Source organism: Azospirillum sp. (genome assembly GCF_050789165.1).
This window is the reverse complement of the sequence record NZ_JBOZRT010000034.1, coordinates 58512-73814: the sequence shown is the minus strand read 5'-3', so window position 1 is coordinate 73814 and position 15303 is coordinate 58512. Positions and strand designations below refer to the sequence as shown.

Sequence of the window (15303 nt, the reverse complement as noted above, 5' to 3'; positions counted from 1 at the left end):
GCCGGTCGACAGCTTATCGGAATCGGTGCGAGGACTCCAGACGAGGGCGCGACCACTCCCGGAGTCGGTGATCGATTCGAGGGCGCAATGAGTCCGGCGGGGCACTCCGGGCGACTCGACAGCCGGCGCGACAAGAATACGTATGTTGTCCTTCCCATTATGTGGTGGGGGCGGACGGTGGGGAACACCACGATCTCGCGGTTTCATGCGACGTCGCATATCGCCACAGGGGCGTCAACGCGCTGTTGACATGCGCTGTCAACAGGGGCACGGTCGCGCCGAGAGGCATCGGGCCCGAGGGGACTCATGACCGGCGAGGAATTGCAGGGAATCCGGGAGACGCGCGGCGTCACCCAGCAGGAGTTCGCGGCATGGCTGAACGAGCAGCTGGGCCGCAAGTACGACCGCGCGCGCATCAGCCGCTGGGAAAGCGGGGCGGAGCGCATCCCACCGCGCGTCGAGCTGTTCATCAAGACCGGGTCGGAAGGCGCGCCGAAGACCCCGCAGCGCGAGCGCCGGGCCATCACCGTGGCGGTGGCGAACCAGAAGGGCGGCGTCGGCAAGACGACCACCGCGGTCAACCTCGCCTACGCGCTGGCCCGCGAGGGCGAGAAGGTGCTGCTGATCGACGCCGACCCGCAGGCGAGCGCCACCATCTTCCTTGGCCAGGACCCGCGGGGGCTGGAGCAGCGCAAGGCCACCGTCTACTACGCGCTCCTGAAGGAGCAGGACCTCGCCGCCATCGTCATCCCCGGCTTCTTCGACCTGGTGCCCTCCTCCATCACGCTGGCGGCGGCCGACACCGAGCTGATGGCGGAGCCCTTCGCCTCCTCCGTCCTGCGCGAGAAGATCGAGGGGATCCGCACCGGCTACGACTTCGTGGTCATCGACTGCCCGCCGAACCTGTCGCTGCTGACGGTCAACGCGCTGTCGGCCGCCGACCGCGTCATCATCCCGGTGAAGACCGAATTCCTCGACATCATGGGCATCCCGCTGCTGTTGGACACGGTGGAGAAGATCCGCCGGCGCGGCAACACGCAGCTCACGGTGCTCGGCATCCTGCCCACCATGTTCAACGCGCGCTACACGCAGGACAACGAGACGCTGAAGGAACTGCGCGAGACGCTCGGCTCGAAGACGCGGATCTTCGCGCCGATCAACCGCTCCACCGGGTACGGGCAGTCGGCCGCCGCCGGCAAGCCGACGCTGGAGGTGCTGCCCGACACGCCGGGCGTGCAGGGTTATGTGGATCTGGCAAGGGAGCTGATTGGCCATGGCGAAGCCTGATAAGACCCGCAACTTCGGCATGTTCCGCGGCGCCATGGAGACGCAGGCGAAGGACGCGCTGTTCGGCACCAGCGTCGACTTCCCCAAGCTGGTCGAGATCGACCTGGGGCGGATCGCCCGCAACCCGGACCAGCCGCGCAAGCACTTCGACCCCGACGAGATGGAGGCGCTGGCGGAGTCCATCCAGCGCTATGGTCTGAAGCAGCCGATCCTGGTGCAGGAGACCGGCGGCGGGGCCTTCGCCCTGGTGGCCGGCGAGCGCCGCTACCGCGCCCACGAGATGCTGGGCAAGGACACCATCTTCGCCATCATCACGTCGGGCGATTCCGACGAGCTGGCGCTGGTGGAGAACGTGCAGCGCGTCGACCTCGACGCGGTCGAGCTGGCGATGGCGCTGGCCCGCCTGATGGAGCGGCACGGCTACACCCAGGAGGAGCTGGGCGGCATCATCGGCAAGAGCCAGAGCTACGTCAGCCACACCCTGCGCCTCAACGCGCTGCCCGACGCCATCAAGCAGGAATATGCGACGTCGCATAGGGACGTCTCGCGCTCGGTGCTGGTGGAGATCGCCTGGGTCAAGGACGAGGCGGAGCAGCTGGCGCTGTGGCAGCGCGTCAAGGCCGGCGAGGGCACGGTGAAGGCCGCCCGCACCCGCAAGGCCCGCACACCGGCTTCCGAGACCAACACGCTGGCGACCTTCTTCAACGCCGTGCGCCTGATCCGCCGCCAGGCCACCGACGTGGAGGCGCACCGCGGTCGCCTCGACGACGAGCAGCGTTCGGAGCTGCGCGAACTGCGCCGGCAGATCGACGAGTTGTTGGGAGAGTAAGCGTCAGCCGCGCCCGGCCAGCCGCCGCTTCACCATATGCACGCGCCGGGCGAAGCCGCCCTGCCCGGCCGTGGCGCGCCAGCGGCGGAAGGCCCCGCGCATCCGGCGGGCCAGCGCCGGGATGCCGGTGCGCTCGAACCCCGCGTGCACCAGCCGGTGCACCCAGATGGCGAAGTCGTAGCAACGGGCGAACCAGCGGATCGACAGCAGCTTGTCCCGGCCGATGAGGAACAGCCGCGCCGCGTAGGCGGTGCCGGCCACCTTGGCGCCGATCAGGACGCCCAGGCCCCCGGCGACGTGCCCGGAGCCGATCAGCCACAGCGCCGCCAGCTTCACCGGGAACAGCGCCGCCACCGGCACGCCGAACAGCGCCAGCAGCGTCCAGCGGTCCCGCCCCGCCACCCACGTCTCCAGCCGGGCCAGCGGCGCCCAGCGCGCCAGCCGCGCCGCCACGGCCTGGAGCTGGTCCCAGAACAGCTCCTCGAACAGCACGACCACCGCCGCCAGCACCAGCAGCGGGCTGAGCAGTGCGCGGCGCAGGCGGCGGCGTAAGGCGGTGGGCTCGCTCATGTCAGTCGGTGAGGAAAGGGTTGTACAGCCGCTCCTCGCCGAAGGTCGACATCGGGCCGTGGCCGGGGATGAAGGCCACGTCGTCGCCCAGCGGGAACAGCTTCTCCTTGATGGCGCGGATCAGGTCGCCGTGGTTCCCCTTGGGGAAATCGGTGCGGCCGATCGAGCCGGCGAACAGCACGTCGCCGACCACCGCCAGCTTCGACGGCGCGTGGTGGAACACCACGTGACCGGGGGTGTGGCCGGGGCAGTGCAGGACGTCCAGCGTCTCGCCGCCCACCGTCACCGTGTCGCCGTCCACCAGCCAGCGGTCGGGCGTGAAGGTCGGCGTCGGCGGGAAGCCGAACATCTGGCACTGCTGCGGCATCCCCTGGATCCAGAAGTCGTCGTCGCGGTGCGGCCCCTCGATGGGCAGGCCCAGCTTCTCGGCCAGCGGGTGCACGGCGCCGACGTGGTCGAGGTGGCCGTGCGTCACCAGGATCTTCTCCAGGCGGACGCCGTGCTGCTCGACCGCGCGCATGATGCGGGCGATGTCGCCGCCGGGATCGACGACCGCGCCCTGCATGGTCGCTTCCGACCACAGGATGCTGCAGTTCTGCTGGAAAGGCGTCACCGGAACGATGGCGTACTTCATGCCGATCCCTATCAAGGAAGCCGTGGGGTGCCCGACCTTACGGCGCCCCCGTCCCGTGGACAAGGCTCAGGGCATGAGGTCGACGGCGACGTAGACGCGGTCGAGCGCGCGCTGCGTCACCTCGCGCACCACGCCGGCTTCCACCAGTTCATCGACGATCAGCTGCGCGCCGCGGAACGTGGTGGCGAGCCGGCGTTGCAGGCGCCGCACCGTGAAGGCCGGGTGTTCGAACAACCCGTCCAACACCTCCGGCAGGCGGGAGTTACGCCGCCGCGTCCCGGCGTTCTGCCGCCACGCGGCGGCCATGGCGTCCAGTTCGTCGGCGCGGCGGCGTTCGGCGTGCGCGGCCGCGGTCAGCGCCCCGGCCAGCCAGATCCGCCAGTCGAGGTCCGCCCCGCCGGCGGCCAGCCGCGCCGCCGTGCGCTCGGCCAGCAAAACCGGCGCCGCCGGCAGCCACACCTCCGGCACCCGCGCCGCGCGGGCGAGCAGCGCCGGGGCGGCCAGTCGGGCCAGCGGCACCGCCCACGGCGCCACGCGCGCCACCGGCGCCGGCCGCAGCAGGTAACCCAGCGCCTCGATGCCGCCGACCAGTCCGGGCTCGCCCAGCAGGCCCTCGACGCGGTCGAGCAGCGCGCCGGCCTGCCGTTCCTCGTGTGGCGGGAGGCGATCGGCGGCGCGGCCCGACACGCCGTCCTGGGTGGCGCACCACAGCCGCTCCAGCCACGCCACCGTCCACGGTTCCGGCAACGGCGTCAGCGGTGCGGGCGCGTCCTCGGCGAACGGTGCGTCACCATCGTCGGGCGCTTCCAGCTCCGCCACCGCGCGCCACGCCGCGGAGGCGGCGCCGAGCGGCCCATCGTTCGGCTTGGCCGGCCCGGCCGGCGCGGTGAGTTCGAAGGGCGGCGGCGGGGCCGGCCGGCGCACCTTGCCCTGCGCCAGCCGCACGCCGCTCCACAGCGCGTGCGCGGCGATCCCGGTGGCGCGGCGCGCCGGCGGCACCAGTTCGGGCGCCACGGTGGCGACCAGGAAGTCGGTGGGATCGACGGCCGCGCCATCCAGCCGGGCGGCGGCCACCGCGTCGCGCCGCGCGGCGTCGGCCCACAGCCGCTCGCGCCGCGCCGGATCGCGCACCGCTTCGGCGAGGCGGCCGACGGCGCGCTCCAGCTCCAGCAGGGCGGAGACCAGGGGAAGCGGAACGGTGGCGGTCATGCGGCGGCTCCCCCGAAGGCGGCGCGCCGATGATACCGAAGAACGTGTTCGCTTTACAGCTTCAAGGGGTTAGACGGGCAGCAGGCCGCGCACCATCGACTTCAGCCGCCCCAGCGCGCTGGGGTGCTTCTGCACCGCGTAGTATTTGCGGATCGTCTGCTTGATGTCCCAGGTGCCGGTGAAGCCCTTGGGGATCACGAAGGCGTCGCCCTGTGCGTATTCTTGTGCGGTGCCGCCCTGCGGGGTGATGACGACGCGGCCGGACAGCAGGATGCAGAACTCGTCGTAGGGCCAGTCCTTCATGGCGACGACGCCCTCCGTGCACTGCCAGACCCCGCAGGCGAAGCGGGCGGCGTCGAAGACCGGGACGTACGCCTCGTCCGGCGCCCCGGCGACGATGGTGCCGAAGACGGCCGGCTTGGGCGTGGCGTCGCGGTCGATGGCCTCGCGCTCCATACGCAGCAGACGGTTCTGCACGGTGCTCCTCCTGGTTGTTTGGGATGCAACGGCGCTTGGCGCGTCCGTGCTCCCGCCCCTGTCCGGCCGCACCGGCACCCCTATCCTCTCATCCGCAATTGCAGGCAACGGCGAGCCGTTCCGTACCCGAAGGAATAGCCAAGTCCTTGGCGTGTATTACGCACGGAGGCATCCCCAAAAGCTCGGGGGGCACCTGAATGAACTTTGAACAACCCGAGGTCGATAATGTTAACTCGCGGTGACAGTTCGGAAAATGGGAGGCGAACTTCATGCGCGCGACGGCATGGACGGCACTCGGCGACGAGGCAGCCGGGGAAGCGGCATCCATGGACACAACCATTCGGGAGATCCTGGCGGACAGCGGCTGGCTGGCGGTCGATGTCGCCACCCTGTCGGACGAGGACGATCTGTACGCCGCCGGCCTGACCTCGCACGGGTCGGTCAACCTGATGCTGGCGCTGGAGGAGCGCTTCGACATCGAGTTTCCGGAGCAACTGCTGCGCCGCCGCACCTTCGAGAGCATCGCCGCCATCCGCGAGGCCGTGACGGGCCTGCGCAACGGGACGGCCGCCGCATGAGCCCGCTGGTCCAGCGGGCGCGCGAGGTCGGCACCCAGGTCGCGGCGAGCCACGCCGACGCCGTCGACCGCGACGCCCGCTTTCCCGCCGAGGCGTTCGCGGCGCTGAAGGCCGCCCGCCTCTTAGGCGCCATGGTGCCGCGCGACTTCGGCGGCGAGGGCGCCACCCTGGCCGACATCGCCGCGGTCTGCCACGAGCTGGCGCAGCACTGCCCGTCCACGGGCATGATCTACGCCATGCACCAGATCCAGGTCGCCTGCGTCGTCCAGCACGGCCAGCAGAGCGCCTGGCACCGCACCCTTCTGGAGCGTCTGGCGGCCGAGCAGCTCCTGCTCGCCTCCGCCACCACCGAGGCCGGCATCGGCGGCGACGTGCGCAGCTCGTCCTGCGCGGTGGAGGCCAGCGGCGGCCGCTTCCGGCTGGAGAAGAACGCCTCCGTCATCTCCTACGGCGAGGCGGCGGACGGCATCCTGGTGACGGCGCGGCGCACGCCGGACTCGCCGGCGTCGGATCAGGTGATCGTCGCCGTGCTGAAGGACGACTGCCGGCTGGAGCAGACGGTGGGCTGGGACACGCTGGGCATGCGCGGCACCTGCTCCATGGGCTACCGGCTGAGCGCGGAGGCCGGGACCGAGCAGATCCTACCCCTGCCCTACGCCGACATCTCGGCCCGCACCATGCTGCCGACCACGCACATCCTGTGGGCCAGCATGTGGCTGGGCATCGCCACCGACGCGGTCGGCCGCGCCCGCGCCTTCGTGCGCGCCGAGGCGCGCAAGAAGCCCGGCTCCACCCCGCCCGGCGCGCTGCGGCTGGCCGAGGCGACGACCATGCTGAACCAGATGCGCGCCAGCATCGTCGGCGCCGTGCGCCAGTACGAGGAGGCCCAGTACCAGGAAACAGCGGGCGACGCCGACCGCCTGACCTCCATGGGCTTCGCGGTCGCCATGAACACGCTGAAGGTGGGCGCCGCGCAGACGCTGGTGCGCATCGTCGAGCAGGCGCTGCTGGTCTGCGGCCTCAACGGCTACCGCAACGACAGCGAGTACAGCGTGGCGCGCCACCTGCGCGACGCCCACTCGGCGCCGCTGATGATCAGCAACGACCGGATCCTCGGCAACACCGCCAATCTGCTTCTCGTCCACAAGGATACGATGGGGCTGTTCGGATGAGCACGGAAAACCAGACCGCCTTCCGCGACGCCCTGGTCGCCCACGGCCTGCTGATCCCCATGGGGGTGGATGGCCTGTACGGCCGCAGCGGCGTGTTCGAGGACGTGGTGGAACGCTTCGACGCGCTGATCACCCAGTGGGGCAAGGACGACGGCGCGGAGGTCATGCGCTTCCCGCCCGCGCTCAACCGCCGCCACTTCGAGAAGAGCGAGTACCTCAACAGCTTCCCGCAGCTGGCCGGCACCGTCCACAGCTTCGAGGGGAGCGACCGCGACCACCAGACCCTGCTGCAGCAGTTGCACGCGGGCGAGGACTGGACCGGGATGCAGCGCCCGACCGACGTGGTGCTGACGCCGGCCGCCTGCTACCCGGTCTACCCGACCATCGCGGCGCGCGGCACGCTGCCGGAGCGCGGGCGGGTCGTGGACGTCTACTCCACCTGCTTCCGCCACGAACCGTCGCTCGACCCGGCGCGCATGCAGCTGTTCCGGATGCGCGAGTACGTGCGCATCGGCACTCCGGACCAAGTCATGGCCTTCCGCCAGAGCTGGCTGGAGCGCGGCAAGCTGCTGATGGAATCGCTCGGCGTGCCGCTGGCCATCGACCTCGCCAACGACCCGTTCTTCGGCCGCGCGGGCCGTATGCTGGCCGCCAACCAGCGCGACCAGGGCCTGAAGTTCGAGCTGCTGATCCCGATCACCAGCGAGGAGAAGCCGACCGCCTGCCTGTCCTTCAACTACCACCAGGACCATTTCGGCCTGCTGTGGGAGATCCGCACGCCGGACGGCGAGCTGGCGCACACGGCGTGCGTCGGTTTCGGCATGGAGCGGGTGGCGCTGGCGCTGTTCCGCCACCACGGCTTCGACCCGGCGGAGTGGCCGCAGGCCGTGCGCGCCGTGCTGTGGGGGTAGCGCATGCATCCCCTGCACACCGGTGAGCGTATCTGGCCGGAGACCAACTGCTACGTCGACCTGTGGATCGAGCTGCTGCACGCCCAGGGGCACGAGCCCCTGGCGGCGCTGGGCTTCACCGTGGCGCAGGACTTCGAGGGCGACCAGTTCACCTTCTTCAAGGTCCCGCCGGAGGATCTGCGGATCCTGTTCGGGCTGGAGGTGCAGGAGCTGGCGATCTACGACACCGTCGAGGCGCACGCGGCCGAGCAGCTGAAGCGCGGCAACCCGGTTCTGGTGGAGGTGGACGGCTTCTACCTGCCGGACACCCGCGGCACCTCGTACCGCAGCCAGCACGTCAAGACCACCGTCGCCATCGCCGGGCTGGATGCGGACGCCCGGCGCCTCGACTATTTCCACAACGCCGGCCGCTTCACGCTGGAGGGGGAGGACTTCGACGGCGTGTTCCGCCGCTTGGCCCACCTGAGCGGCAGCCCGGACGTGCTGTTCCCCTACGTCGAGTTCGTCCGCCCCGGCGGCCCGGCGTTGCAGGGCCGGGCGCTGCTGGACGGCGCGCTGGGCCTGCTCGCCCACCATCTGGGCCGCCGGCCGGCGCGCAACCCGGTCGCCGCCTACCGCGCGGAGTTCCCGGCGCACCTGGAGCGGCTGGCCGCGCGGTCCATGGACTATTTCCATCTCTACGCCTTCAACCTGCTGCGCCAACTGGGCGCCAACGCCGAGCTGCTGGGCAGCCACCTGCGCTGGCTGGAGGGGCAGGGCGAGGGCGGCCTGTCGGCCATGGCGGACGCCGCGACGACTCTGGCGGAGACGGCGAAGGCGTTGCAGTTCCAGCTCGCCCGCGCCGTGCACCGGAAGAAGTTCGGCGACTACACGCCGCTTCTCGACGCGCTGGAGCGCGGCTGGGACGACAGCGTCGGAGCCCTGGCGCGGCGCTGCAGGTGAGCCCATGGCGCGCGTGCTCTCGGTCACCGGCCGCACCACGGTTGCCCTCGACGCGGGGTGGGAGCTGACGCTCACCGCCCCCGGCGCCGCTGCGGCCCCGGCCGAGCTGGAGGGAGCGCGCGACTGGATCCCGGCGCCGGTGCCCGGCACGGCGGCGCAGGCGCTGCGCGACGCCGGGCGCTGGAGCCTCGACGATCCGAAGCCGCTGCACGGCCACGACGTCTGGTACCGCACCCGCCTGACCGCCGAGGGCGAGCGCACGCTGGTCCTGCACGGCCTCGCCACGCTGGCCGAGGTGTGGCTGAACGGCGAGCGGATCCTGACCTCCGACAGCATGTTCGTCGCGCACGCGGTTCCCGTCCGGCTGAGCGGGAACGACGAGCTGTGCCTCGCCTTCCGCGCGCTTGCCCCGGCGCTGCAGGGGCGGCGGGGCCGGGCGCGCTGGCGCCCCCGGATGATCGAGCACCAGGCGTTGCGCGGCATCCGCACGACGCTGCTCGGCCACATGCCCGGATGGTGCCCGCCGGTGCACGCGGTGGGACCCTGGCGACCGATCGAGCTGGTCGCGGAGACCGGCCCGCTGCGCGTCCGCGCCGCCGACCTGCGCAGCACGGTGTGCGACCGCGACGGCACGGTGGCGTTGACCCTGTCGGTGGACTGGCGCGGCGCCTCGGGCGCGCCGGCGTGGGTCGAGGCGGCGGGCGTCCGCGCGCCGCTGGCCTGGACCGACCCGCACACGCTGACCGGCACCGTCACCGTGCCCGATCCCGACCTCTGGTGGCCGCACACCCACGGCACGCCCGCGCTGCACGCCGTGCGCGCCGGGGTGGGGGAGGCGGTGGTGGACCTCGGCCGTACCGGCTTCCGCACCATCGCGCGCGAGCCGGGCAGCCGCTTCGCGCTGCGCGTCAACGGCGAGCGGGTGTTCTGCCGCGGCGCCTGCTGGAGCACCGCCGACATCGTGTCGCTGCCCGGCAGCCGCGCGGCCTACGGACCGTGGCTGTCCCTGGCGGTCGAGGCCGGCATGAACATGCTGCGCGTCGGCGGCACCATGGCCTACGAGAGCCCGGCCTTCTTCGAGCTGTGCGACGAGCTGGGCCTGCTGGTCTGGCAGGACTTCATGTTCGCCAACTTCGACTACCCGGCCGACGAGGCGTTCCTGGGTGCTGCGCGGCAGGAGGCGGCGCAGCTGCTCGACCGCGTGCAGGCCTCGCCGTCGCTGGCGGTGCTCTGCGGCGGCAGCGAGGCGATGCAGCAGGCGGCCATGCTCGGCCTGCCGTGCTCCGCGTGGTCGCAGCCGCTGTTCGACGCGGCGCTGCCGGAGGAGGGCGCCCGCCTGCGGCCCGACGTGCCCTATGTCCCCAACTCGCCGAGCGGCGGGGCGCTGCCCTTCATCGCCAACGACGGCGTCACCCACTACTACGGCGTCGGCGCCTACATGCGCCCGCTGGAGGACGCGCGGCGCGCCGACGTTTCCTTCGCGTCGGAATGCCTGGCCTTCGCCAACGTGCCGGACGCGCCGATGCTGGCCGGGGTGCCGGCGGTGCACGACCCGCGCTGGAAGCAGCGGGTGCCGCGCGACATCGGCGCCCCCTGGGACTTCGAGGACGTGCGCGAGCACTACCTGCGCCGCCTCTACGGCGTCGATCCCCTGACGCTCCGCTACGAGGACCCCGACCGCTACCTGCGCCTGTCGCGCGCGGTGACCGGCGACGTCATGGAGGCGGTGTTCGCCGAGTGGCGGCGCGCCGGCTCGACCACCGCCGGCGGGCTGGTGTTCCTGTTCCAGGACCTGTGGCCGGGGGCGGGGTGGGGCGTGGTGGACGCGTCGGGCACGCCGAAGGCGGCGTGGCACGCGCTGAAGCGGGCCTTCCGCCCGGTGACCGTGCTGCTGACCGACGAGGGCGTCAACGGCCTCGCCGCGCATCTGCTCAACGAGACCGCCGAGCCGGTGCCGGCCGTGCTGTCGGTGACCTGCCTGCGCGACGGCGAGGTGCCGGTGGCGCGCGGCCGGGCGGAGGTGACCATCCCCGCCCGCGGCGCGCTCGCCCTGGCGGTGCCGGCGCTGCTGGACGCGTTCTTCGACGCCACCTACGCCTACCGCTTCGGCCCGCCGGCGCACGACGCCACGGTGGCGGCGCTGACCGCGCCCGACGGCGCGCCGATCGCCGACGCCGTCCATTTCCTGCGCCCGTCGGAGCGCACCGACCTTGACCTGACCGCCGAGGCGGTGCGCGACGGCGACGGCTGGCTGCTGCGCCTGCGCAGCCGCCGGCTCGCCCGCGGGGTGCACGTCGAGGACGATGGATTCCGCGCCGCCGACGGCTGGTTCCACCTGCCGCCGGGCACCGAACGCACCGTGCGGCTGTTGCCTCGTCATGACCGCGCGACCGTGCCCGACGGCGAGGTGCACGCGCTGAACGGCCGCGGTCCGGTGCGCTTCAAGGGGGTGGCATGACGCCGGCCAGGTTCGAGGGGGTGGTGTTCGAGGGCTGCTTCGGCTGGCTGCACCCGGCGGGGGGGAGGCGGGGAGTCGTGCTGTGCAGCCCGCACGGCCACGAGGAGCTGTGCGTGCACCGCAGCTGGGCCGCGCTGGCCGACCGCCTCGCCGCCGCCGGGATGCCGACGCTGCGCTTCGACTACCCCGGCACCGGCGACTCCGCGGGCAGCGACGAGGAGCCGGAGCGGGCGCGCGCCTGGCTCGACGGCATCCACGCCGCCATCCGCTTCCTGCGCGCCGCCACCGGGGTGGAGGAGGTGGCGCTGGTCGGCCTGCGCCTGGGCGGCACGCTGGCCGCCATGGCGGCGGCGGAGCGCGGCGGGGTGGAACGGCTGGTGCTGATGGCGCCCTGCGCCTCGGGCAAGGCCTACGCGCACGAGATGAAGGCCATGGGCCGGCTGGCCGGCGCGCCGCAGCCCCCGGAGGGCGTCGAGTTCGCCGGCTTCCGCCTGACCGCCGGCACGCTCGCCGGCATGCGCGCGCTCGACCTCGCGGCGCTGCCGGCCCGGCCGGCGCCGAAGATCCTGCTGCTGGCCCGCACCGACGTGCGCGACGGCGCCACGCTCGCCGCGCGGCTGCGCGCGCTGGGCGCGGAGGTGGAGGAGGAGCCGTTCGCCGACCTCGCCGCGCTGATGAACAGCGTGAGCCGCGCCCTGCTGCCGGCGGCCCCCCTCGACCGCGTCGCGGCGTGGCTCGGCGCCGACGCGCCGGAGGGCGCCGCGGCCTGGACTCCCCCCGATGCGTTGGCGCCGCCGGCCCGGCTGGAGCTGCCCGGCGCCGTCGAGACGCCGGTGCGCTTCGGCTCCGGCCTTTTCGGCATCCTGTGCGAGCCGGTGCTGTGCGGCGGGCCGGGGCGGCCGGCGGTGCTGCTGCTGAACAGCGGGGCGACGCACCACGTCGGCTCGGGGCGCATGTCGGTGACGCTGGCGCGGCGGCTGGCGGCGCGCGGCTACGCCTCGCTGCGCATGGACGCGGCCGGGCTGGGCGACAGTGCGCCGTGTCCGGGGCGGGGCGACAACCTGATCTACTGCTGCGACGGCCCGGACGACACGCGCGCCGCGCTCGACTGGCTGGAGGGGCGGGGTTACCCGCGCGTCGTCGCCGTCGGGCTGTGCGCCGGGGCGACGCTGGCGCTGCACACCGCGCTGGCCGACCCGCGGGTGGCCGCGCAGGCGCTGGTCAACCCCGGCCGCTTCCTGCTCTCCGCCGAGGGCTTCACCTCCGAGGCGGTGATCCAGGAGGCCGCCAAGCGCCCCCGCGACTACCTGCCGAAGGTGGCCGACCCGCGGGCGTGGCGGGCGGTGCTGCGCAGCGACCCCAAGGCCCTGCGCGTCGTCCGCACGCTGGCGGCCCGCGCGGTGGACGTGTTGCGCGACCGGTTCGGCAGCGGGGCGGCGTCCGGCGACGCGGCGCAGTGGTTCCGCCGCCTGGGCGAGCGCGGGGTATCGACGCTGCTGCTCTACAGCGCCGGCGACGTCACGCTGGGCGAGCTGGAAAGCCGCCTCGGCCGCGGCGGCCGGCGGCTGCGCGGTGTCGCCGGGGTGCGGCTGGAGACGCTGGAGGACGCCGACCACAGCCTGATGCTGCGCGCCGCGCAGGAGCGCTTCGCCGCCCGGCTGGAGGAGCACCTCGCCACCCTGTCCGCCGCCAACCAGACCGAGGAGCCGGCCGGCCGCCCCGCCCGGATGGGAGCGCCCGGTGCCTGATGGAGGATCTGTCGTCCGACACGGTGTGGCTGCTGATCGCGCTGGGGATCGGGCTGGCGTTCATCATTCTATGGGTGGTGGACCTTCTGGGACCCAGACCGTAATACTGGTGGTCTAGGCACGGCATGGGGCTTTCCCGGTGGGGTGGATTCGCCTAAACTGCGCGCCATGCCCACGACCCTGTCGCGCCGCCGCTGGCACCTCCCGATCGACTGGCCGCAGCTCAGCCACCACGTCCGCTTCGTGCGGGCGCGAGGGCGGTGCGAGCACTGCGGCCGGCCGCACGGCCACGAGGTGCGCTGCCTGCCCGACGGCCGCTGGTTCGACGTCGAGGCGCACAGCTGGCGCGACGACCGCGGCCGCCCGGCCGCCTGGCCGGACGTGGTGGACTACGCCCGCCACCGCTCGACCCGCGTGGTGATCTCCGCCTGCCACCGCGACCACGACCCGACCAACAACGACCCGTCCAACCTGATCGCGCTGTGCCGCCGCTGCCACCTGGGGCACGAGCGCGCGGTGCGCCAGGACCGTTTCCGCGTCACCATCCTGCTGCGCCGCGCGCTGGGCGACCTGTTCCAGGGCCTGTATCGGACCTGACGCCATGCCGGAGCCGACCGCCGCCCACCCAGCGGTTTGTAGGGACTGCGCCGCTGCCTTGCCTCGGCGGATGGAGCGCTGTCCGAAGTGCGACGGCCGCCGCGTCTTCGCGCACCCGGAGCTGCACGCGCTTCCCATCGGCCACATCGACTGCGACGCCTTCTACGCCACCGTGGAGAAGCGCGACCGGCCGGAGCTGGCCGACAAGCCGGTGATCGTCGGCGGCGAGCACCGCGGCGTGGTGGCGGCCTGCTGCTACGTGGCGCGGATGGCCGGCGTGCGCTCCGCCATGCCGATCCGCGAGGCGCTGGACCGCTGCCCGGACGCGGTGATCCTGCCGCCGGACATGGCGAAGTACCGGCAGGTCGGCCACCGGGCCCGCGCGCTGATGGAGGCGTTCACCCCGCTGGTCGAGCCGATCTCCATCGACGAGGCGTTCCTCGACCTCACCGGCGTCGAGGCGCGGCTGAGCATCAGCCCGGCGCAGGCGCTGGTGGAGCTGGTGCACCGGTTCGAGCGCGACCTGGGCATCACCGCGTCCATCGGGCTCAGCTACTGCAAGCTGCTGGCGAAGATCGCCTCGGACCTCGACAAGCCCCGGGGGTTCTCGGTGATCGGGCGGGCGGAGGCGGTGGATTTCCTGGCGCCCAGGCCGGTGTCGATCCTCTGGGGCGTTGGGCCGGCGCTGCGGCAGAAGCTGTGGGCCGACGGCATCCGCACCGTCGGCGACCTCGCCCAGCGCGAGGAGATCTGGCTGGCGCGGCGCTACGGCGCGATGGGCCGGCGCCTCTACCGCTTCGCGCAGGGCGAGGACACCCGCCGCGTCGAGCCGGAGAGCCCGAGCAAGAGCATCTCCGCCGAGGAGACCTTCGATTGGGACATCGGCGACCTCAAGGTCCTCAAGCACGAACTGCGCCCGATCGCCGAGAAGGTGGCGCGCCGGCTGGAGAAGGCCGGCCTGCTCGGCCGCAACGTGGTGCTGAAGCTGAAGACGGCGGATTTCCAGACGCTGACCCGCTCGCAGCGGATCGCGCCGACGCGCTCCGCCGAGGCGCTGTGGCGGGCGGGGTGCGAGCTGCTGGACCGCGAAGGCGAGGGGCGGGAGTACCGTCTGATCGGCATCGGCTGCGCCGAACTGGTCGATCCGCGCACGGACGCCCAGCCCGACCTGTTCGGCGCGCCGGAGTCTTAAAGCCCTTCTCCCTTGAGGGGAGAGGGGGTGGGGAGAGGGTGGCGCCGCGCAGCGGCCAAGTTGCTTCCCCCCTCTCCCCAAACCCCTCCCCCGCAAGGGGGGAGGGGCTTCTTACGCCACCGCCACATCGACCTCGATGTTGCCGCGGGTGGCGTGCGAGTACGGGCACACGATGTGCGCCTTCTGCGCCAGCGCCTCGGCCTCGGCGCGCTCCACGCCCGGCAGGGAGATCGTCAGCGCGACCTTCAGGCCGAAGCCGGTGCCGTCGTCGCGCGGACCGATGCCGACCGCGGCGGTCACCGACGCGTCGGCGGGGATCTTCGCCTTCTCCTTGGCGGCGACGAACTTCAGCGCGCCGAGGAAGCAGGCCGAATAGCCGGCCGCGAACAGCTGCTCCGGGTTGGTGCCCTCGCCGCCGGCGCCGCCCAGCTCCTTCGGCGTGTTCAGCGTCACGTCGAGCGTGCCGTTCGCGCTCACCGCGCGGCCGTCGCGGCCGCCGGACGCCGTCGCCTGGGTCGTGTAGAGAATGGCCATGGTCGTCTTCCCCTCGTTTGGCGCCGTCGCGGCGGCGCGGTGTCGATGCAAGGAACTTATAACGCGATTTGATCGTGCGCGATTTAATAGTGTGCATGGCTACCCCGCAACGGCGGGGCCTGTGCAGACGGCGATGCATCGCTACACTTGAGGGATTGGCCCGCC

15 protein-coding genes are annotated in these 15303 nt (G+C 72.6%); 10 read left to right on the top strand and 5 right to left on the bottom strand.

Features of this window, described 5'->3' with window-relative positions:
• Positions 1 to 306 precede the first annotated feature (306 nt).
• Together ACRWK7_RS07780 and ACRWK7_RS07775 are read left to right on the top strand one after the other, a co-directional pair.
• Positions 307 to 1287, top strand: a complete 981-nt coding sequence (locus ACRWK7_RS07780) for an AAA family ATPase (RefSeq protein WP_431855637.1) — start codon at positions 307 to 309, stop codon at positions 1285 to 1287.
• Positions 1274 to 2116: a ParB/RepB/Spo0J family partition protein gene (locus ACRWK7_RS07775; RefSeq protein WP_431855636.1), complete on the top strand. Its 843-nt coding sequence runs from the start codon at positions 1274 to 1276 to the stop codon at positions 2114 to 2116. Before ACRWK7_RS07780 ends, ACRWK7_RS07775 begins: the two co-directional genes overlap by 14 nt.
• 3 nt (positions 2117 to 2119) lie before the next feature.
• On the opposite strand, the gene ACRWK7_RS07770 is transcribed toward ACRWK7_RS07775, so the two are convergent.
• The 4 genes from ACRWK7_RS07770 to ACRWK7_RS07755 form a co-directional block, all read right to left on the bottom strand.
• Entirely contained in the window at positions 2120 to 2686 is a 567-nt protein-coding gene (locus ACRWK7_RS07770; protein ID WP_431855635.1) for a hypothetical protein, read from the bottom strand.
• A gap of 1 nt (position 2687) precedes the next feature.
• Positions 2688 to 3320: an MBL fold metallo-hydrolase gene (locus ACRWK7_RS07765; protein WP_431855634.1), complete on the bottom strand. Its 633-nt coding sequence runs from the start codon at positions 3318 to 3320 to the stop codon at positions 2688 to 2690.
• A gap of 66 nt (positions 3321 to 3386) precedes the next feature.
• Positions 3387 to 4529: a hypothetical protein gene (locus tag ACRWK7_RS07760; protein WP_431855633.1), complete on the bottom strand. Its 1143-nt coding sequence runs from the start codon at positions 4527 to 4529 to the stop codon at positions 3387 to 3389.
• A 69-nt stretch (positions 4530 to 4598) separates the two neighbouring features.
• The gene (locus ACRWK7_RS07755) at positions 4599 to 5006 is read right to left on the bottom strand and encodes a cupin domain-containing protein (RefSeq protein WP_431855632.1); all 408 of its coding nucleotides are present in this window, start codon (positions 5004 to 5006) and stop codon (positions 4599 to 4601) included.
• A gap of 326 nt (positions 5007 to 5332) precedes the next feature.
• Here ACRWK7_RS07755 and ACRWK7_RS07750 point away from each other — a divergent pair, with 326 nt between their 5' ends.
• From ACRWK7_RS07750 to ACRWK7_RS07715, 8 genes are all read left to right on the top strand, one after another.
• Positions 5333 to 5584, top strand: coding sequence for an acyl carrier protein (locus ACRWK7_RS07750; protein WP_431855631.1), 252 nt, complete (start codon positions 5333 to 5335; stop codon positions 5582 to 5584).
• Positions 5581 to 6756 carry an acyl-CoA dehydrogenase family protein gene (locus tag ACRWK7_RS07745; protein WP_431855630.1) on the top strand — a complete coding sequence of 392 codons (1176 nt, stop codon included), beginning with the start codon at positions 5581 to 5583 and terminating at the stop codon, positions 6754 to 6756. Before ACRWK7_RS07750 ends, ACRWK7_RS07745 begins: the two co-directional genes overlap by 4 nt.
• Positions 6753 to 7667 (top strand): amino acid--[acyl-carrier-protein] ligase, encoded by a 915-nt coding sequence (locus tag ACRWK7_RS07740; protein ID WP_431855629.1) that lies wholly within the window; start codon positions 6753 to 6755, stop codon positions 7665 to 7667. Before ACRWK7_RS07745 ends, ACRWK7_RS07740 begins: the two co-directional genes overlap by 4 nt.
• A gap of 3 nt (positions 7668 to 7670) precedes the next feature.
• A complete protein-coding gene (locus ACRWK7_RS07735) occupies positions 7671 to 8609 on the top strand; it encodes a DUF1839 family protein (protein ID WP_431855628.1) in 939 nt (312 codons plus the stop codon).
• A 4-nt stretch (positions 8610 to 8613) separates the two neighbouring features.
• Entirely contained in the window at positions 8614 to 11067 is a 2454-nt protein-coding gene (locus ACRWK7_RS07730; RefSeq protein WP_431855627.1) for a glycoside hydrolase family 2 protein, read from the top strand.
• Positions 11064 to 12815, top strand: a complete 1752-nt coding sequence (locus ACRWK7_RS07725; protein WP_431855626.1) for an alpha/beta fold hydrolase — start codon at positions 11064 to 11066, stop codon at positions 12813 to 12815. The genes ACRWK7_RS07730 and ACRWK7_RS07725 overlap by 4 nt, the downstream gene beginning before the upstream one ends.
• A gap of 168 nt (positions 12816 to 12983) precedes the next feature.
• The gene (locus tag ACRWK7_RS07720; protein WP_431855625.1) at positions 12984 to 13412 is read left to right on the top strand and encodes a hypothetical protein; all 429 of its coding nucleotides are present in this window, start codon (positions 12984 to 12986) and stop codon (positions 13410 to 13412) included.
• Positions 13413 to 13416: 4 nt separating this feature from the next.
• The gene (locus ACRWK7_RS07715; protein WP_431855624.1) at positions 13417 to 14604 is read left to right on the top strand and encodes a DNA polymerase IV; all 1188 of its coding nucleotides are present in this window, start codon (positions 13417 to 13419) and stop codon (positions 14602 to 14604) included.
• A 111-nt stretch (positions 14605 to 14715) separates the two neighbouring features.
• On the opposite strand, the gene ACRWK7_RS07710 is transcribed toward ACRWK7_RS07715, so the two are convergent.
• Positions 14716 to 15138, bottom strand: a complete 423-nt coding sequence (locus ACRWK7_RS07710) for an organic hydroperoxide resistance protein (protein ID WP_431855623.1) — start codon at positions 15136 to 15138, stop codon at positions 14716 to 14718.
• Positions 15139 to 15303: the final 165 nt, after the last annotated feature.